The sequence below is a fragment of the Bacteroides sp. NSJ-39 genome (assembly GCF_014287315.1).
GTDB lineage: Bacteria > Bacteroidota > Bacteroidia > Bacteroidales > Bacteroidaceae > Bacteroides > Bacteroides finegoldii.
On the sequence record NZ_JACOOB010000008.1, the window covers coordinates 184,806 to 205,134 of the forward strand.

At 42.9% G+C, this 20,329-nt stretch carries 16 protein-coding genes and 1 pseudogene; 12 read left to right on the forward strand and 5 right to left on the reverse strand.

The features are described 5' to 3' along the window. Positions 1-26: 26 nt before the first annotated feature. The 9 genes from H8S63_RS11670 to H8S63_RS11710 all read left to right on the forward strand — a co-directional run bounded on the left by H8S63_RS11670 (position 27) and on the right by H8S63_RS11710 (position 10,931). Positions 27-2,864 carry a pitrilysin family protein gene (locus H8S63_RS11670; RefSeq protein ID WP_186926872.1) on the forward strand — a complete coding sequence of 946 codons (2,838 nt, stop codon included), beginning with the start codon at positions 27-29 and terminating at the stop codon, positions 2,862-2,864. Positions 2,865-2,886: 22 nt separating this feature from the next. After that, positions 2,887-4,380 (forward strand): DUF5687 family protein, encoded by a 1,494-nt coding sequence (locus H8S63_RS11675; RefSeq protein WP_007757294.1) that lies wholly within the window; start codon positions 2,887-2,889, stop codon positions 4,378-4,380. A 40-nt stretch (positions 4,381-4,420) separates the two neighbouring features. Further along, positions 4,421-5,125, forward strand: coding sequence for an ABC transporter ATP-binding protein (locus H8S63_RS11680; RefSeq protein ID WP_007757293.1), 705 nt, complete (start codon positions 4,421-4,423; stop codon positions 5,123-5,125). Between the two features lie 26 nt (positions 5,126-5,151). Then, entirely contained in the window at positions 5,152-5,664 is a 513-nt protein-coding gene (locus H8S63_RS11685; RefSeq protein ID WP_007757291.1) for a C40 family peptidase, read from the forward strand. Between the two features lie 23 nt (positions 5,665-5,687). Then, positions 5,688-6,326: an HAD-IA family hydrolase gene (locus H8S63_RS11690; protein WP_007757290.1), complete on the forward strand. Its 639-nt coding sequence runs from the start codon at positions 5,688-5,690 to the stop codon at positions 6,324-6,326. 140 nt (positions 6,327-6,466) lie between these two features. Next, positions 6,467-6,784 carry a 50S ribosomal protein L21 gene (gene rplU, locus H8S63_RS11695; protein ID WP_007757288.1) on the forward strand — a complete coding sequence of 106 codons (318 nt, stop codon included), beginning with the start codon at positions 6,467-6,469 and terminating at the stop codon, positions 6,782-6,784. Positions 6,785-6,806: 22 nt separating this feature from the next. Then, entirely contained in the window at positions 6,807-7,070 is a 264-nt protein-coding gene (rpmA, locus tag H8S63_RS11700) for a 50S ribosomal protein L27 (RefSeq protein WP_007757287.1), read from the forward strand. A gap of 146 nt (positions 7,071-7,216) precedes the next feature. Next, complete coding sequence (serS, locus tag H8S63_RS11705) at positions 7,217-8,491, forward strand: serine--tRNA ligase (RefSeq protein ID WP_186926873.1); 1,275 nt, start codon at positions 7,217-7,219, stop codon at positions 8,489-8,491. Between the two features lie 139 nt (positions 8,492-8,630). Continuing rightward, positions 8,631-10,931 (forward strand): bifunctional dihydroorotate dehydrogenase B NAD binding subunit/NADPH-dependent glutamate synthase, encoded by a 2,301-nt coding sequence (locus H8S63_RS11710; protein ID WP_055278458.1) that lies wholly within the window; start codon positions 8,631-8,633, stop codon positions 10,929-10,931. Positions 10,932-11,034: 103 nt separating this feature from the next. Here H8S63_RS11710 and panD read toward each other — a convergent pair whose 3' ends face one another. Together panD and panC are read right to left on the reverse strand one after the other, a co-directional pair. Further along, on the reverse strand, positions 11,035-11,388 hold the full coding sequence (gene panD, locus H8S63_RS11715) for an aspartate 1-decarboxylase (protein ID WP_007765116.1): 354 nt from the start codon (positions 11,386-11,388) through the stop codon (positions 11,035-11,037). Between the two features lie 18 nt (positions 11,389-11,406). Beyond that, positions 11,407-12,252, reverse strand: a complete 846-nt coding sequence (gene panC, locus H8S63_RS11720; RefSeq protein ID WP_007757277.1) for a pantoate--beta-alanine ligase — start codon at positions 12,250-12,252, stop codon at positions 11,407-11,409. Between the two features lie 142 nt (positions 12,253-12,394). Here panC and H8S63_RS11725 point away from each other — a divergent pair, with 142 nt between their 5' ends. Together H8S63_RS11725 and H8S63_RS11730 are read left to right on the forward strand one after the other, a co-directional pair. Further along, positions 12,395-13,234: a glycogen/starch synthase gene (locus tag H8S63_RS11725; RefSeq protein ID WP_186926874.1), complete on the forward strand. Its 840-nt coding sequence runs from the start codon at positions 12,395-12,397 to the stop codon at positions 13,232-13,234. A gap of 21 nt (positions 13,235-13,255) precedes the next feature. Next, positions 13,256-14,833, forward strand: coding sequence for a DUF4270 domain-containing protein (locus H8S63_RS11730; protein WP_186926875.1), 1,578 nt, complete (start codon positions 13,256-13,258; stop codon positions 14,831-14,833). Between the two features lie 161 nt (positions 14,834-14,994). Here the strand turns inward: H8S63_RS11730 and H8S63_RS11735 are convergent, their stop codons facing one another. The 3 genes from H8S63_RS11735 to H8S63_RS11745 are packed head-to-tail and all read right to left on the reverse strand — an operon-like array spanning position 14,995 to position 19,645. Further along, positions 14,995-16,404: a glycoside hydrolase family 57 protein gene (locus H8S63_RS11735; protein ID WP_186926876.1), complete on the reverse strand. Its 1,410-nt coding sequence runs from the start codon at positions 16,402-16,404 to the stop codon at positions 14,995-14,997. A 17-nt stretch (positions 16,405-16,421) separates the two neighbouring features. Next, complete coding sequence (locus H8S63_RS11740) at positions 16,422-17,690, reverse strand: glycosyltransferase family 4 protein (RefSeq protein ID WP_186926877.1); 1,269 nt, start codon at positions 17,688-17,690, stop codon at positions 16,422-16,424. 17 nt (positions 17,691-17,707) lie between these two features. After that, positions 17,708-19,645: a glycogen debranching enzyme N-terminal domain-containing protein gene (locus H8S63_RS11745; RefSeq protein WP_186926878.1), complete on the reverse strand. Its 1,938-nt coding sequence runs from the start codon at positions 19,643-19,645 to the stop codon at positions 17,708-17,710. A gap of 167 nt (positions 19,646-19,812) precedes the next feature. Between H8S63_RS11745 and H8S63_RS20115 the strand changes: the two are divergent. Further along, positions 19,813-19,935, forward strand: a pseudogene (locus tag H8S63_RS20115) (rhomboid family intramembrane serine protease); the annotation flags it as partial. Positions 19,936-20,329 lie beyond the last annotated feature (394 nt).

The window sequence follows — 20,329 nt, forward strand, 5'->3', positions numbered from 1 at the left end:
AAACATTTATTTAAATTAAATAGAACATGAAACATTTATTACGTGGATTATTTATTGCAGTCCTTCTGATATGCTGCAATTTCCAGTCCGTACTTGCACAACCGATGCAACAACTGCCTGTGGACAAAAATGTCCGTATTGGCAAGTTAGACAACGGACTGACTTATTACATTCGCCATAACGCACTTCCGGAGAAGCGTGTAGAATTCTACATCGCACAGAAAGTGGGTTCAATACTTGAAGAGCCGCAACAACGTGGTCTTGCCCATTTCCTGGAACACATGGCATTCAACGGAACAAAGAATTTTCCCGGCGATGAAACCGGATTGGGCATTGTGCCTTGGTGCGAAACAAAAGGTATCAAATTCGGAACAAACCTGAACGCATATACCAGTGTGGACCAGACAGTTTACAATATCAGTAACGTTCCTACAGAAAACCCCAATGTAGTAGACTCTTGTCTGCTCATTCTTCATGACTGGTCAAATGCCATCAACCTTGCCGACAAGGAAATCGACAAAGAGCGTGGTGTGATCCGTGAAGAATGGAGAAGCCGTAACAGTGGTATACTCCGCATCATGACAGATGCACAGCCCACGCTATATCCGGATTCCAAATATGCTGACTGTATGCCCATCGGAAGCATTGACGTAATCAATAACTTCCCTTATCAGGCCATCCGCGATTATTATGCCAAATGGTATCGTCCGGACCTACAGGGAATCGTCATTGTCGGTGATATCAATGCGGAAGAGATGGAAGCCAAATTGAAAAAAGTATTCGAAGATGTGAAGGCTCCCGTAAATCCTGCCGAACGTATCTACTATCCGGTATCAGACAATCAGGAACCGCTTATTTATATCGGAACTGATAAAGAGGTGAAGAATCCTTCTGTAAACATCTTCTTCAAACATGAAGCTACCCCGGATTCTTTAAAAAATACAATTAGCTATTACGCCAGCCAATATATGCTCAGCATGGCTATGACTATGTTGAACAACCGTTTGAATGAACTTCGCCAGACAGCCAACCCTCCTTTCACCAACGCAAGCGCAGGATATGGAGAATTTTTCCTTGCCAAAACAAAAGAAGCATTCAGTCTGGATGCGAGAAGCAAGGTAGACGGTATCGACCTGGCAATGAAAACCGTATTGGAAGAAGCTGAACGCGCACGCCGTTTCGGATTCACCGCTACTGAATACGAACGCGCACGTGCCAATTATATGCAAGGCGTAGAATCTGCTTACAATGAACGTGAAAAAACAAAAAGCGGTTCATATGTTAACGAATATGTAAACAACTTCCTTGATAAGGAACCGATTCCGGGAATTGAATTCGAGTATATGCTCACCAAGCAAATGGCTCCGAATATTCCGGTAGAAGCCATCAATAAAATGATGCAACAACTTATCACAGACAACAATCAAGTGGTTCTGTTGGCCGGTCCGGAAAAAGAAGGAGTAAAATATCCTACTAAAGACGAAATCACCGCTTTATTGAAACAAATGAAGTCATTCGACTTGAAGCCGTATGAAGACAAAGTTTCTAATGAACCGTTAATCTCCGAAGATCTTAAAGGTGGAAAAATCGTATCCGAAAAAGCCGGAGAGATTTATGGATCTACCAAGTTAGTACTTTCCAACGGTGTGACCGTATATGTGAAACCGACTGACTTCAAAGCTGATCAGATTGTAATGAAAGGTGTAAGCCTCGGTGGAACCAGTGTATTCCCGAACGATGAAATCATCGATATTGCCCAATTGAACGGAGTAGCTTTAGTAGGCGGTATCGGAAACTTCAGCAAAGTAGATTTAGGCAAGGCTCTTGCCGGTAAACGCGCATCCGTAGGAGCCGGTATCGGTAATACGACAGAAACGATTTCAGGTAGCTGTTCTCCGAAAGATTTCGAAACAATGATGCAGCTTACTTACCTGACATTCACTTCTCCACGCAAGGATAATGAAGCTTTTGAATCTTATAAGAACCGACTGAAAGCTGAACTTCAGAATGCGGACGCCAATCCGATGAGTGCTTTCAGCGACACGATTACAAGCGCATTATACAACAATCATCCGCGTGCTATCAAGATGAAAGAAAACATGGTAGACAAAATCAACTATGACCGCATTATTGATATGTACAAAGACCGTTACAAAGATGCCAGCGACTTTACTTTCTACCTGGTAGGAAATGTGGATTTGGAAAAAGTAAAACCAATGATTGCCAAGTATCTGGGAAGCCTGCCGGCTATCAACCGCAAAGAGACTTTCAAAGATAACAAGATGTATATCCGCAAGGGAAAATACAAGAATGAGTTTGCCAAGAAACAGGAAACTCCGATGGCTACCATCATGTTCTTATATAGCGGCACTTGCAAATACGATCTACGCAACAATATCCTGCTCAGCTTCCTTGACCAGGCTCTAGATATGGTTTATACAGCAGAGATCCGCGAAAAAGAGGGTGGAACTTATGGAGTAAGCTGTAACGGAAGTCTCGGAAAATATCCGAAAGAAGAACTCATTCTTCAGATTATATTCCAAACAGACCCTGCCAAGAAAGATAAATTGTCCGCTGTTGTCGTAGAACAATTGAACAAGATGGCAAAAGAAGGTCCGTCTGCCGAACATATGCAGAAGATCAAAGAGTATATGTTGAAGAAATATAAAGATGCACAGAAAGAAAACGGCTACTGGCTTAATAATCTGGACGAATACTTCTATACAGGTATCGACAATACAAAAGATTACGAAAAGATAGTCAACAGCATTACAGCAAAAGAAGTACAAGACTTCCTCGCTAAGCTGCTGAAACAGAACAACGAAATTCAAGTTGTAATGACTATGCCGGAAGAAGCCAAATAAAATTCTCTAGCATATCAACAGAATGATGATATTCAACGAATTACGCAAACATGGAAGGCTCGCCGCCAAACGGCATCCGATGTATGAAAAGAACAAAGTAGCTAAAATACTCGGTTATGTCATGGGCGCATTCTGGGCCGGTTACCTGATATTCTTCGGTACGACGTTCGCGTTCGGTTTTTCAGATATGGTTCCCAATCGGGAACCATATCACGTTATGAACGGCGTAGTTTTGATTTTTATCCTGGCACTCGATTTCCTGTTGCGTGTTCCGTTCCAAAAGACACCGACACAGGAGGTAAAGCCCTACCTCCTGCTGCCGGTTAAACGGAATCGCGTCATCGACTTTCTTCTTATCCGTTCCGGACTTAGTCTGTTCAACCTGTTCTGGTTATTCCTATTTGTCCCTTTTTCTTTCATCACCATTACCAAATTCTTTGGTACCATTGGAGTCATTACCTATCTCATAGGCATTTTACTTCTGATTATCGCTAACAATTACTGGTATTTGCTTTGCCGGACACTTATCAATGAACGTATTTGGTGGATTCTGTTACCCATCGTTTTTTACGGTGGAACAGGGTGCCTTCTTTTAATTCCCCAAGACAGTCCGCTCTTCTATTTTTTCATGGATCTGGGAGACGGATATATTCAAGGGGACATCCTCTATTTTCTCGGCACGATACTGGTCATCATCCTTCTATGGCTGATCAACCGCAAGATTATGTCCGGACTTATCTATGCCGAATTATCTAAAGTAGATGATACCCGGATCAAGCATGTTTCCGAATACAAATTCTTCGAACGTTACGGAGAAGTTGGCGAGTACATGAGACTGGAACTAAAAATGCTCCTACGCAACCGCCGTTGTAAGGGCTCACTGCGCAGTATCACCATCGTAATTATAGCCTTCTCCACCCTGCTCAGTTTTTCGAGTGTCTATGACGGTAACGTCATGACCTCCTTTATCTGCGTTTACAATTTTGCCGCTTTCGGAATGATCATCCTATCACAAATAATGTCATTCGAGGGTAATTACATCGACGGATTGATGTCTCGCAAAGAATCAATCAGAAGTTTGCTTAAAGCTAAATACTACATTTATAGTATAGGCGAAATCATTCCTTTCCTATTGATGATTCCCGCCATCATCATGCACAAACTGACTCTGTTAGGTGCTTTCGCCTGGTTTTTCTATACCATCGGCTTTATTTATTTCTGTTTTTTCCAACTGGCTGTTTACAATAAGCAGACAGTCCCCCTCAACGAAAAAGTAACAAGCCGCCAAACCAACAGTGCGATACAGATGTTAGTCAACTTTGGAGCATTCGGTGTCCCGCTTATTTTATACAGCCTATTAAATACATTTTTAGGTGAAACGATTACTTACACCATCCTGTTGGTAATCGGGCTTGGTTTTGTCCTGACTTCTCCGTTATGGATCAAGAATGTATATCATCGCTTCATGGAGCGGAGATATGAAAATATGGAAGGTTTCAGAGACAGCCGCCAATAAAAAGTTCATGAATCATTAACCCATATAAACATAGAAAGTCATGATTGCCATTGACAGACTTAGAAAGAATTTCGGTGAAAAGGTTGCGGTAGATATAGAACACTATGAAATCAATCAAGGTGATATGCTCGGCTTGGTAGGAAACAACGGTGCCGGAAAGACAACACTTTTCCGATTAATGCTCGACCTATTAAAAGCGGACAACGGGAAAGTAGCGATCAATGACATTGACGTAAGCCAAAGCGAAGACTGGAAAAGCTTTACAGGCGCATTTATAGATGACGGTTTTTTGATTGACTATCTTACTCCTGAAGAATATTTCTACTTCATCGGAAAGATGTACGGATTAAAAAAGGAGGAGGTGGACGAACGCCTGGTTACTTTTGAACGCTTCATGAACGGAGAAGTGATCGGACACAAGAAACTGATCCGTAATTACTCCGCCGGCAACAAACAGAAAATCGGTATCATCTCCGCCATGCTTCATCATCCGCAATTATTGATATTGGATGAACCGTTCAATTTCCTCGATCCCAGTTCTCAGTCTGTCATCAAACATCTGCTGAAAAAATATAACGAAGAATACCGGGCAACAGTCATAATCTCCAGTCATAACCTGAATCATACGGTAGATGTATGTCCTCGAATAGCTCTGCTGGAATATGGGGTAATCATCCGCGATATAACCAACAAGGACAATTCAGCCGAAAAAGAGCTGGAAGATTATTTTAATGTGAAAGAATGAGGGAATTTACTATTTAAGAATAAACGATGAAAACAAAATTCAAACTGATACTTATTCTAGTAGGGCTGACCGCCATGCTCAGTTCCTGCCGCACCTCCGCTCCACGTCTGGATTATCAGGCATTGGCACGGGCTTCTATCCTATTAGGGGTGGACATCAATATGGAAGATAACCACAAGCTCTATCTGGAAGCGGCCAATTGGATAGGAACTCCCTATCGTGGAGGTGGAGACTCAAAGAGAGGTACTGACTGTTCCGGCATGGTTTATCAGATATATCGTAAAGTATACCGCATTCAAGTGCCACGCAACACGGAGGCCCTGAAAAGCAGGAGCAACAAGATAGCCAAACGAAACCTGAAAGAAGGAGACCTGCTCTTTTTTACCAGCAACCGCTCTAAAAGAAAAGTAGCCCATGTCGGCATCTACCTGAAGAATGGAAAGTTCATTCATGCCAGCACAAGTAAAGGAGTAATAGTCAGCAGGCTAAGTGAAGATTACTATAACAGACATTGGATTAGCGGAGGCAGAATCCGCTAACAATCAAACCCCAAAGTTCCTCTATGAATTATAAAACCTATTTATTTGATTTCGACTATACCCTGGCCGATTCGTCACGCGGCATCGTTAAATGCTTCAGAATCGTACTTACCCGTCACCAATATTTGACAGTCACTGATGAAGCTATCAAACGTACTATCGGTAAAACACTCGAAGAATCTTTCAGCATTCTGACCGGAGTGACCGACCCGGCACAACTTGCAGCCTTCCGACAGGAATACAGGCAGGAAGCAGATATACACATGAACGTGAATACCTGTCTTTTTCCCGACACATTATCAACATTGACAGCGCTGAAAAAACAAGGCGCCCGTATCGGCATTATCTCTACTAAATATCGTTTTAGAATAGTAAGCTTTTTGGAAAAGTATATGCCCGAAGATTTTCTGGATATTGTGGTGGGCGGAGAAGATGTGAAAGCCGCCAAACCTTCACCGGAAGGAGTACGATTTGCTTTGGAACATTTGGGTAGTGCACCTCAAGAGACTTTGTACATTGGAGACAGCACCGTTGATGCGGAGACTGCCTGCAACGCCGGAGTGGACTTTGCCGGAGTACTCAACGGAATGACTACCGCAGAAGAACTGCAAGCTTATCCACACAAAATCATCATGAGAAATCTTGAAGAGTTAGTCCGATAGCAAAAAAATAAAAGAAATATTTGCCGGGTATGAATAAAAATAGTACTTTTGTGCCCGATTATTCCGCAACGGGTTCGACAAAGAGTTCTCTAAGTGATTAAAGACCACCCGCCGGAGCTAACTTATACATTATATATAAGATGTACGCAATTGTAGAAATTAACGGTCAGCAGTTTAAAGCAGAAGCTGGTCAGAAGTTGTTCGTTCACCACATCGAAGGTGCAGAAAACGGTTCAACAGTAGAATTTGAAAAAGTTCTTTTGGTAGACAAAGACGGAAACGTAACAGTAGGTGCCCCTATCGTAGAAGGCGCTAAAGTTGTTTGCCAGGTTGTATCAAACTTGGTTAAAGGTGACAAAGTACTTGTTTTCCACAAGAAAAGAAGAAAAGGTTACAGAAAATTGAACGGTCACCGTCAACAGTTCACTGAGTTAACAATCACAGAAGTAGTAGCTTAATCAATTTAAAAAGTAAGAAGAAATGGCACATAAAAAAGGTGTCGGTAGTTCTAAGAACGGCCGCGAATCAGCAAGTAAGAGATTAGGCGTTAAGATATTTGGTGGCGAAGCTTGCAAAGCAGGCAACATCATCGTTCGTCAAAGAGGTACTGAATTCCATCCGGGTGAAAACATCGGAATGGGTAAAGACCACACTCTTTTCGCTTTGGTAGATGGTACAGTTAGTTTCAAGGTAGGCAAAGAAGACAGAAGATATGTTTCTGTTGTTCCTGCAACTGAAGCGTAATTGCATTACAGAAAATATTCAAGAGAAGGAGATGTAATCCAAGTGATTGCATCTCCTTTCTTTTTTATGTCAGTTTTCATTGCTTGGTTCTTTGTTTTTTCTTTATCTTTGCATCCATTAAACGAAAGTTCATTAAAAGTATAGATATGCTTACCATTAAACAAATTACAGAAAACACAGAGGCGGTTATCCGCGGACTGGAAAAGAAGCATTTCAAAAATGCAAAAGAGACAATCGACCAAGTGATTGCTTTAAACGACAAGAGACGTACTACACAAAATCAATTAGATAAAAACCTGGCAGAGGTCAACTCGCTTTCGCGTACTATCGGACAACTGATGAAAGAAGGCAAGAAAGAAGAGGCTGAATCTGCACGTGCCCGCGTTGCCGAACTGAAAGAAGGTAACAAAGAATTGGATGCTGTCATGACACAAGCTGCAACAGAAATGCAGAACGTGCTCTACACGATCCCCAATGTTCCTTATGACAGTGTACCTGAAGGTGTAGGAGCAGAAGACAATGTCGTAGAAAAGATGGGGGGCATGGAAACAGAACTTCCTAAAGATGCGCTTCCTCATTGGGAATTGGCTAAAAAATACGACCTGATTGATTTCGATCTGGGTGTAAAAATCACAGGTGCAGGTTTCCCTGTATACAAAGGTAAAGGCGCACAACTTCAACGTGCCCTTATCAACTTCTTCCTGGACGAAGCACGCAAGTCCGGATATACCGAAATCATGCCGCCGACAGTTGTCAACGCTGCTTCCGGTTACGGCACAGGACAACTTCCCGACAAAGAAGGACAGATGTATCACTGCGAAGTAGACGATTTATATCTGATCCCGACAGCAGAAGTCCCTGTGACAAACATCTATCGTGACGTAATTCTGGAAGAGAAACAGTTACCGATTATGAACTGCGCATACACTCAATGTTTCCGTCGCGAAGCAGGTTCATACGGCAAAGATGTGCGTGGCCTGAACCGCCTGCACGAATTCTCCAAAGTAGAATTAGTCCGTATCGACGAGCCGGAACACTCTAAGCAGTCTCATCAGGAAATGCTTGACCACGTAGAAGGTCTGTTGCAGAAACTGGAACTTCCGTACCGCATACTTCGCCTTTGCGGTGGCGACATGAGTTTCACCGCTGCGCTCTGCTTCGACTTTGAAGTATATTCGGAAGCACAGAAACGCTGGTTGGAAGTAAGTTCCGTATCCAATTTTGATACTTATCAGGCCAACCGCCTGAAATGCCGCTACCGTAACGCGGACAAGAAAACCGAGCTTTGCCATACATTGAACGGTTCGGCATTGGCACTCCCCCGTATCGTTGCCGCTTTGCTCGAAAACAACCAGACTCCGGAAGGTATCAGAATCCCGAAAGCACTGGTTCCATATTGCGGCTTTGACATGATAGACTAATAAAAGAGCAAGTATATAAAGAGCCACTCATCAAAAGAGTGGCTTTTCTTTTTGTTTTTCGTAAATAAGCTGTATCTTTGCCGAAATTTATAACATTCTGATAGCAGTTACGTAATAAAACCAACAAAATAATTAGATAATGAACAAAATCATTAGCAAAGAACGCTTTTCTGAGAAAGTATTCAAATTTGAGATTGAAGCTCCTCTGATTGCTAAATCTCGTAAGGCCGGACACTTCGTCATCGTGCGTGTAGGCGAAAAGGGAGAACGTATGCCTCTGACTATAGCCGGTTCTGACGTAAAGAAAGGCACTATTACCTTAGTAGTACAGGAAGTCGGGCTTTCTTCAACCCGTCTTTGCGAGCTGAACGAGGGTGATTACATTACGGATGTAGTAGGTCCGTTGGGACAGGCTACACACATAGAGAAGTTCGGAACAGTAGTTTGTGCCGGTGGTGGTGTAGGTGTTGCTCCGATGCTCCCCATCGTACAGGCTTTGAAAGCTGCCGGAAATCGTGTGATTACCGTATTGGCGGGACGTAACAAAGACCTTATCATCCTGGAGAAAGAAATGCGTGAAAGTTCCGACGAAGTAATCATCATGACGGACGACGGTTCATACGGTCGCAAAGGTCTGGTGACGGAAGGTGTGGAAGAAGTTATCAAACGCGAGAAAGTGGATAAATGCTTCGCCATCGGTCCTGCAATTATGATGAAATTCGTTTGCTTGCTAACCAAAAAATATGAGATTCCAACCGACGTTTCACTAAACACCATCATGGTGGACGGAACAGGTATGTGCGGCGCTTGCCGTATCACCGTAGGAGGAAAAACAAAATTCGTTTGTGTAGACGGTCCCGAATTTGACGGTCACCAGGTTAATTTTGACGAAATGCTGAAACGTATGGGCGCATTCAAGAATATCGAACGCGAAGAAATGCACAAGCTGGAGTCAGAATGCGAAGCCACTAAAGAAATAGACGAAAACAGCCGCAATGCAGCCTGGAGACAGGAGTTGCGCAAATCAATGAAACCCAAAGAGCGTACAGCGATTCCTCGTGTAGAGATGAATGAACTTGACCCGGAATACCGTTCACACAGCCGCAAAGAAGAGGTAAATCAAGGTTTGACGGCAGAACAGGCAGTTACAGAAGCCAAACGTTGTCTTGACTGTGCTAATCCGGGATGTACCGAAGGCTGTCCGGTAGGTATCGATATTCCTCGTTTCATCAAAAATATCGAGCGCGGAGAGTTCCTCGAAGCAGCCAAAACCTTGAAAGAGACAAGTGCGCTTCCGGCTGTTTGCGGTCGTGTTTGTCCGCAGGAGAAACAGTGTGAATCAAAATGTATTCATCTGAAAATGAATGAGAAGCCGGTCGCTATCGGTTATTTAGAACGCTTTGCCGCTGATTACGAACGCGAAAGCGGACAAATTTCAGTACCTGTCATCGCTGATAAGAACGGTATCAAAATAGCAGTAATCGGTTCCGGACCTGCCGGACTGGCATTTGCCGGTGATATGGCTAAGTTTGGCTATGATGTAACTGTATTTGAGGCATTACATGAAATCGGTGGTGTATTGAAATACGGTATTCCCGAATTCCGTCTGCCCAACAAGATTGTAGATGTAGAAATAGACAACCTTGTGAAGATGGGGGTTAACTTTATCAAGGATTGCATCGTAGGAAAAACAATCAGCGTGGAGGATTTGAAGGCAGAAGGTTTCAAAGGTATATTTGTCGCTTCCGGTGCGGGACTGCCGAACTTTATGAATATTCCCGGAGAGAACTCGATCAACATCATGTCTTCCAACGAATATCTCACCCGTGTCAATCTGATGGACGCAGCCAGTGAAGAATCCGACACTCCGGTAGCTTTCGGCAAGAATGTAGCGGTTATCGGTGGCGGAAACACAGCTATGGATTCTGTTCGTACCGCCAAGCGTCTGGGTGCCGAACGTGCCATGATTATCTACCGCCGTTCGGAAGAAGAAATGCCCGCACGTATCGAGGAGGTAAAACATGCCAAAGAAGAGGGAGTAGAATTCCTGACACTCCATAATCCCATCGAATACATAGCCGACGAACAGGGATGCGTAAAACAGGTAGTCCTGCAAAAGATGGAATTAGGTGAACCGGATGCTTCCGGACGTCGCAGTCCTGTACCCATTCCCGGAGCAACAGAAACAATAGACATCGATCTGGCCATCGTCAGTGTAGGTGTATCCCCCAACCCGATTGTTCCGAGTTCTATCAAAGGGCTGGAATTAGGACGCAAAGGAACGATTGCCGTTAATGACAATATGGAATCTTCCATTCCCATGATTTATGCAGGCGGTGACATCGTGCGCGGTGGAGCAACGGTCATTCTCGCTATGGGAGACGGCCGCAAGGCTGCTGCTGCCATGAATGAGCAACTAAAAGCAAATGCCGGCAACTAACCGCCGGCACTTGCTTCAGCATAATAAAAATAGAATAAGGAAAGCCCCGTCTACATCAAGTAAACGGGGCTTTTCTTATTATTCAAATATCAAAGATACTTTCCTACTTTACCACTTTGTTTGTCTCAGGATCCGGGAAAATAACTGTCGGTTTAAACGACTTGGCTTCCTCAAAATCCATCAGTGCGTAAGACATGATAATAACAATATCATCCGGTTGCACCTTACGTGCCGCAGCACCATTCAGGCAAATCTTGCCCGAACCGCGTTCACCTTTGATAATGTAGGTTTCAAAGCGCTCACCGTTATTGTTATCGGCAATATACACTTTCTCACCCGCAATCATGTTTGCAGCGTCCAGCAAATCCTCATCAATCGTGATGCTACCCATGTAGTTTAAATTAGCTTCCGTGACGCGCGCGCAATGAATTTTCGACTTCAACACTTCAATCATCATAAGGTTTCGTCTTTTTAGTTATTCTTTATATTTAATGTTATCAATCAGTCGTACTTCCCCGCAGAATACGGTGATACACCCTACCGCATAAGAAGTATTTTCCCAATCATTTATCTTCTGCAATGTATTTCCGTCTACAATCTCAAAGTACTCCAAACGCAAGCCCGGTGCAGCTTCAATTGCATCTTCCACCATCTTTTGCGTCTCACTTACCGTATGAGTGGCCGCAAAGTTACGACTTTTAAATAATGTGCGGGAAATATTTAAAGCATTTTCACGTTCTTCTGCAGACAAACGTTTGTTACGGCTACTCAATGCCAACCCGTCTTCTTCACGTACGATCGGGCAACCCACAATCTCCAAAGAATAATTTAATTGCCGAACCATCTCACGGATAATCGCCAACTGCTGGAAATCCTTCTCACCGAAATAAGCCCTATCCGGCTGCACTGCATCAAACAGCTTGCTGACAATCTGGCAAACGCCATTGAAATGTCCCGGACGGAACGCTCCCTCCATCACAGTATCCAACGGAGCATAACTGAACTGACGGGTATCCGGTTCCGGGTACATCTCGCTCACCGAAGGAGCAAAGACCAATGCTGCCCCACATTCTTCCAACAAGCTGCAATCAGCCTCCAACGTACGCGGATATTTCTCTAAATCGTTTTTATCGTTAAACTGTGTGGGATTCACAAAGACACTCACTACAGTTACACCATTCTCACTTACGCTGCGCTTTACCAGAGATGCGTGTCCCGCATGCAAAGCACCCATTGTAGGAACCAATCCTACCTTTTTACCCTGGACTTTCAGTGCCGACAATTCGGCCTGTAAGTCCTTGATAGTGTGCACTACTTTCATTTTCGTCTATTGGTTTATGTTTTACTCGTTTGCAAAAACTCTGCAAAATAAACTAATATTTGCCACATAAAGAAAGAATATCTTATTTAATGTGTCTTTTTTTTCGTATCTTTGCACAATATTATAGAGAACTATTGTTATTATGACAAAGGCGAATAAAGTTTTATTTATTACTCAAGAGATTACACCTTACGTTTCAGAATCCGAAATGGCCAATATAGGTAGAAACCTTCCACAGGCGATCCAAGAAAAAGGCCGTGAAATCAGAACCTTTATGCCCAAATGGGGAAACATCAATGAGCGCAGAAACCAACTGCACGAAGTGATTCGTCTTTCCGGTATGAATCTGATTATTGACGATACTGATCATCCCCTGATTATAAAAGTCGCTTCCATCCAATCCGCACGTATGCAGGTATATTTCATCGATAATGATGATTATTTCCAGAACCGTTTGCAGACAGCAGACGAAAACGGTGTGGAATATGATGATAACGACAGCCGCGCTATCTTCTATGCACGCGGCGTGCTGGAAACGGTGAAGAAGTTGCGCTGGTGTCCGGATGTAATTCACTGTCACGGCTGGATGACTGCTTTGGCTCCTCTTTATATTAAGAAAGCCTACAAAGACGAACCTTCCTTCCGTGACGCTAAAGTAGTATTCTCGGTTTATGAAGACGACTTTAAAAATACACTTAGCGATGACTTTGCAACTAAATTGATGTTGAAAGGTATCACAAAGAAAGACTTGGGTGATTTGAAAGAACCGGTAGATTATGCTGCTCTCTGCAAACTAGCTGTTGATTATTCTGATGGAGTAATACAAAACAGTGAAAAAGTGGACGAATCTATTATTGAATATGCCCGCCAATCAGGCAAGCTGGTACTTGATTACCAAAATCCGGAAAATTATGCAGACGCCTGTAATGAATTCTACGATCAGGTATGGGAAGCCGCTGCCGACAATAACAAAGAAGAATAAAAAATTCAAGATACGACAATCATGAAAGCAAAATATGCCTTAATAGCTTTACTGGCAATCACTTTTTGGAACTGTGATGATAACACAGCCGGATTAGGACTGGGAATGTTTCCGGGAAGTGACCAGAATATTAATGGAAAACTAACGACATTTGATGTAACAACCCAATCTATTCCCGTTGGAGAAGTTTATGCCAAAACAAACATCGGGTATGTGGGTAAGTTTACAGATGAAATATTCGGGACTTATCAAGCAGGCTTTTTAGTCCAGCTTAACTGCCCGGAAGGTATGACTTTCCCTGAAGCCTTCAAAGGAGATTACAATAGTGGTACAGGAAAGATGATAGCAGACTTCAACAATGTAGAAGAAAGCGTACACAAAAACTACACTACTATTAAAGACGGAGAGACTTCTATCGGCAACTGTCAGATCAATATTTATCTTTGGTATGACAGTTACTTCGGAGATTCTTTGACTGCCTGCCGCTTGAGTATGTATGAATTGGACCAAAAAAAGGAAGGTACCAATGAATATTGGTACAAAGATCCTGATGCTTACTATACCAATATCAACCCCGATCTCTATTATGATAAAGAGACAAGTTTATTAGGTAGAAAATCTTACACGGCAGTCGATTTATCCGTCAGTGATTCTATACGTAATCTTTCAACCTACACTCCTTATGTCAAAATCACATTAGACAAGGCAAGAACGGAAGAGTTGGGCAAGGAATTATTAAAAGAAGGACGTACGAAAGACTTGTATAAGAAATTTCAAGATATATTTCCCGGATTATATGTCGAAAGCGATTACGGAGACGGTACTATTCTCTACGTTAACGCCGTACAAATGGATGTAGCATTTCTGGAACACGCCAGAGACAGTATAACAGGTGCCAAACTGCGCACATCCTTAGGGAAGGACTCCGTAGTATATGCCGGCCGCTCTTTCACATCCACACGTGAAGTTATTCAGGCAAACAAATTGGAGAATGGTACGAAAATAGAAGAGTGCATTGACCAAAAAAACTGTACTTACTTAAAAAGTCCCGCAGGAATATTCACAGAGGTAACACTTCCTATTGAAGAAATATCGAACACACTTGGAAGTGATACGCTGAATGCCGTTAAATTAAGCATTCCTATCTACAATGAAGCGACAAGCGACAAGAAATTCGGAATGTCCGTTCCGCGAAGTGTCCTGTTGATACGTAAAAAATACAAAGACGATTTCTTCAAAAACAATGAACTGAGTGACGGTATAAAATCATCCCTGTTTGATTATTCATCTTCTACAGGAAATCTCACCGCATACACATTCAACAATATCACGCAGATGGTAAACAACTGTCTGGCTGATAAAGATAAAGGAGAAGACTGGAACAAATTTGTACTTATTCCGGTACTTGTAACTAAAGACTCTTCTTCAAACAGTAATTATGGAACTTCGTCCAATGTAATCAGCATACAACACGATTTAAAACCCGGTTATGCACGTTTAAAAGGGGGAGCTAATGCAACAGATCCCACTTTATCCGAGGATGAACAAGATAAATACAAACTAAAACTTGAAGTTATTTCTACAAATTTCAATAAATAGAAAACTATAAAAGAACTTACAGAAACAGCGCGGGTTGCATTAAAGCAACCCGCGCTGTTTCTGTATAGCCATAGAGTATTCCCCATAAAAGCACATTACAAAGCCGCAGACGGAATCGCATCCTGTCCGCGGCTTTGTGTATAACAAGAATTTACCTCTTCTTACTTTCCAGTCGTTTTCTTAGGCCTTCCGGCTGTCTTTTTCGATTCAGTTTCAGTCTTTTTAACAGCGGCCTTCTTTGTTGTTGCCGACTTTGCAGTCGTTTTTTTAGCAACAGTTTCCTTAGCCACCTTTGCCTGCAATTTCTCAACCATTTTCTCCAACTCAGTAATTTCATCTCCCTGATTCTTGATCGTAGTCAGCAAAGAATTAAGTTCTTCGCTATCCACATCGGCAGGATACAATGAATCCACCCGTTTAATGAAATCGGCCAAGATATTCATATAGTTCGTGAACGCATCATAAGGAGAGTCATAAATACCGCGATTCAGCCAGATACCCGTATTCTTCGTAGTCATAAAACGGAAGTTGTTGCTTGCCTGCAAATAATCCCAATCCTGCTTGATACGCCGGTCATCACTCAGATGAACGCGTTCCGCCACACTATACAATTTGTTGAAAGCCTCACGTTGCATGACATTACCTAACCAGCAACTGGTATCTCTTTCCTCATCCACCCATGACATCGGATAGGCAACGTCAAGCTGAGATACAGATTTCAGTTTCGTCACAATTTCGGTCGGTGTAGAGAAAGTAATACCTTTCGCTTTTGCACATTCCGGCAAAGCTTTCAGGAATTCAAGAATATTGGAAGATAACGGCTGAGCCATACCAAGCGCACTCAACTCCATAAAGATATTGATAACCTGTTCTTCCTGTGGCAACGCATCAATCCAACTGATATACTTATCGGCAAACAGAGGATATTCCGCCCAATCCGAGTTGGAGAAACGCAAACTGATATCATCCGACAACTTAAAATCTCTCAACAGAAGTTTGAGACTGGGAGCTTGATTGCAGTGATATACATAATGCGGACTCTTCCATCCCAATATATGCTTAGCACCTTCTGTCAACATTCCTTTGAAGCCCATAGAAGCCACCAATCCACCAATATCGTCCGAGTAAATCAAACTGGAATTACGGAACACTTTCGGTTCTTTGCCAAACATCTGTTTCATCTTATTACGTTGGCGAATCACCTCCTCACGGAAACAATCCTCGTTAGCAAGTGAGGACAGACCGTGTGAATAAGGTTCGCAAAGGAACTCGCAACAACCGGTATCGTTCAACTGATGCAACAAATCAATTACTGCCGGAGCATGGATCTCCAACTGTTCCAAAGCCACGCCCGAGATAGAAAGCGCCACCTTGAAAGCGCCACCCGAATTTTTAGCCATCTCAATCAATGCACTGAGAGCAGGAATATATGAACGTTCGGCAACCTCGTTCATACCCGTTTCATTCGCGTAATCATCGTAATAATAATGGTCATTACCGATATCGAAGAAACGATAACGTTTCAAATGTATAATTTGATGTATTTCAAAATAAAGACAGATAGTTCTCATTTTTGTATATTGTTTCGTTATTTACCATAGTTTCTTAACACATCCTCGTAAAGGGCACGAATTCTCAGGCCTACCTTTTCCCAAGTAATTCCGTCCACTTCCCGTTTTCCTTCTTCCTGCAAATATTGGAAAAGAGACGGATTGGTACAAATGGAATAAATCGCATCGGCCATCGCATGAATATCCCAGTAATCGGTCTTAATCACCTTATCGAGAATCTCGCCACATCCCGACTGCTTTGATATGATGGAAGGCGTTCCGCATTGCATAGCTTCCAACGGGGCGATACCGAAAGGTTCTGATACCGAAGGCATAACGAATACATCACTATTCTTATAAACCTCATATACCTGCTTGCCTTTCATAAATCCCGGGAAGTGGAAACGGTCGGCAATGCCACGCTCGGCAGCCAGATTGATCATGGCATTCAACATATCACCCGAACCTGCCATCACGAAGCGGATGTTACGGGTACGCTGCAACACCAGAGCGGCAGCTTCCACAAAATACTCAGGACCTTTCTGCATAGTGATACGTCCGAGGAAAGTAACCACTTTCTCTTTCGAATGGTCGGGACGCGGAATATCCAGCAGTTCCTGCGACAACGGATAAACGGCATTGTGCATGGCAAACACTTTTCTTGGATCCTGATGGTATTCATTTATCACTGTACGCCGGGTAAGCTCGGACACACACATGATACAGTCGGCATGATCCATACCGTTCTTCTCGATCGAATAGACAGTCGGATTGACTTTTCCGCGAGAACGGTCAAAATCCGTAGCATGCACATGGATACAAAGCGGTTTGCCGCTCACCATCTTGGCGTGCACACCGGCAGGATAAGTCAGCCAGTCATGCGCATGAATAATGTCGAACTCCTGCTGACGGGCTACTACTCCGGCAATAATCGAAAAATTGTTGATTTCCTCGTGCAGATTTCCAGGATAACCTCCTGCAAACTCCATACATCCCAAATCATTGACATGCATATAGGAGAAATCGGCATAAATATGGTCGCGGAAAGAATAATATTCTTCCGGTGACGTATATCCCTGCAAGCGTGACTTCAAATAGTCATAATTGACATCACGCCACACAACAGGCACCTGGTTCATGCCGATTATTTTCAAGAACTTTTCTTCTTCACCACAAGGCTTAGGCATACAAAATACTGTTTCCATATCACCCTGCAAGCTCAATCCTTTAGTTATTCCGTAAGAAGCAACTGCAAGACCACCATATATTTTCGGAGGGAATTCCCATCCAAACATTAAAACTTTCATCTTCGTTCCTCCTTTCTTTAATAATATTTAGACAGCAGCTTCAAAACACGCAATATTTCCGCTACATTCATGGCAAACGACACGGCGCCACGTCCTCTGAAAGGCGGATTCCCGTCAAACAGCTCGGCAATGGACCCCACACAATGGCTGGTCATTTCATCATCATAGCTAATCAACTGACGTTCGACGAACGACAGTCCGCTGGTCTTATAAATCCGTAAATAAGCCTCCAGATAGAATCCCATTAACCAAGGCCAAGCTGTCCCCTGATGATAAGCATAGTCACGCTGTACCTGCGGACCTACATAATTCGGATTGTATCCCCCACTCTTCGGGCTCAGCGAGCGAATCCCCTTAGGAGTGAGCAATTCTTTGGTTACGATATCAAGCACCTGTTTCTTCTGCCCCCGGTCCAGAGGAGAATAATCAAATGCTACGGTAAATATCATGTTCGGACGTACACTCCAGTCCATCATATTGCCGTCTACATAATCGAGCAAATATCCATATTCGTTACGGAACACCTCCACGAATGATTTACCGGTCACTTCGGCCTGCGCATCAAGTTCATCTGCAAGGATTACATCACCACCTTCGCGTACCAAATCAGCCACAAAGCGCAACGCATTATACCACAACGCATTAAATTCAACAATATATCCCGTACGCGGAATCACCGGATGACCGTTTACCGTAGAGTTCATCCAAGTAATCGCCTTCTCCGTACCGTTGGCATACAACAGTCCGTTTTCATGCAGGAAAAGGTTGTCATGCTTCCTTTGACGGATAAATACCATGATATCTTTCAAAAGCTCTCCATATTTCTGGCGGCACTGTTCGCGCGAAGTTTCTTTGGTATATTGCTGCAAAGCCCATACAGCCCACAGCAACACATCGGGGTGTTCCATTTCATAAATTTTGTACCCCACAGGTTCTTCATTGATGAAGTTACGGATTGCCTTTTCCGCCGTTTTCATCACATCTTCAAACTGATCTATCTCGTCAATGGCAAGTGTCAGTCCCGGCAAAGCGATGAACATATCGCGCGCCCGACATTTGAACCACGGATAACCGGCGAGAATATAATGTTCGCCCTCCTGCTGATTGTGGAATTGATGAGCAGAGTTCTCCAAACAGTGGTAGAAACTATCACGCGGTGTACGATCGGCCACTTCCGCTTCAAATGTCTGTTTCAGCCTGCGAGTCGTCGTTTCTGAAATTCCGGCAGAGAAAACAATGCTTTCTCCTTTCTTTATATCCACTTCGAAATAACCGGGTACATAAAGATCTTCATTGAAGTCATATCCGCGCTCCTGTTCCTTCGGATATTCGATTCCCCGATACCAGTCGGGTTGGAAATGGAATTCACATTTTTTATTCAACTGCATGTAAAGTTCCGGATATCCGGGATACATACAAGTCTTGATTCCGTTCTCCACTAATTGATACTCACGGCTCGCCTGAGCGTTTTCATGGGTATATTCGCGTACACTTCTAAAAGCAAGAAACGGCCGGAAACGCAAAGTTGTCGCCGAATGAGCGTCCAGCAACGTATAACGAATCAGGATTCTATTTTCATGATGTACAAAGATTTTTTCTTTGCGGAGAACCACACCTCCAACACGGTAAGTTGTCGCCGGGATATGTTCACAATCAAATTCACGGATATACTTGTGCCCGTTAGGACTGAAGTTATTTCCTTGATATTTATGCAATCCCAAGTTAAACTCTGCACCGTGTTGAATTACCGTTTCATCAAGAGAAGATAGCAGCACATGATTTTCATCGTCTATATTGGGGATAGGAATCACCAACAGGCCGTGATATTTGCGTGTGTTACAATCAACAATCGTCGTACAATGATAAGCTCCTGCCTTGTTCGTCCGAAGAATTTCTCTTTGAAGAGACTCTTCGAGATTCGTCATGAGGGTCTTGTCAAATCGTAAATAACTCATAGTTGTGCATTATTTAAAGGTTAATTATTGGTCATTATATTGTGTATATATATTACCGTCATATTGCATATATATCGGCTAGAGCGGTATATACAACGGGTATAACGCCCAAATGTACAAATTATAGATAAAAACAAAAATAAAAAGGCTTTTTATTTTCAGTTTTTGTGCAAATATTCGTAGTATTGCGTAAAATATCTAAAGAAAAGAATGTTGTGAAACAAGATATTCAGCGTATCATGCTGGCTACAGCAAAATCTTTGTTCCCAATTTTTATCCTATATATTCTCTAGTTCATGGAAGTTGGAAGGATTGGGACTTCTTAAAACAACAAACTGTATTTTAGAGATAAACAGGCGTTTAATCTCCTATCATCCAGCAATTAAAGTCCGGTTTTAATAAGATATTCCAACCGTTCTACTCCAGTAAACAGTAAGCGTCTCGGCGATGCCATATTTTCTATCGTAATTTTTCCTTTTAGCTTTGCGTCATAATAAAAAAAAACACATCTTATGACTGCACATGACTTGTACACCCGTACCTTATCGGATTATAAATCCTGTTCATGTTCTTCTCCTGCCTTAACTCTTCGTAGTTATTGCCGTGAACGACATGTAAACTACCATGGTATGTGTCTTTGGCTTTCCCGTCACGGCATCAGTATCCGTGAGTTGCGTCCCTCCT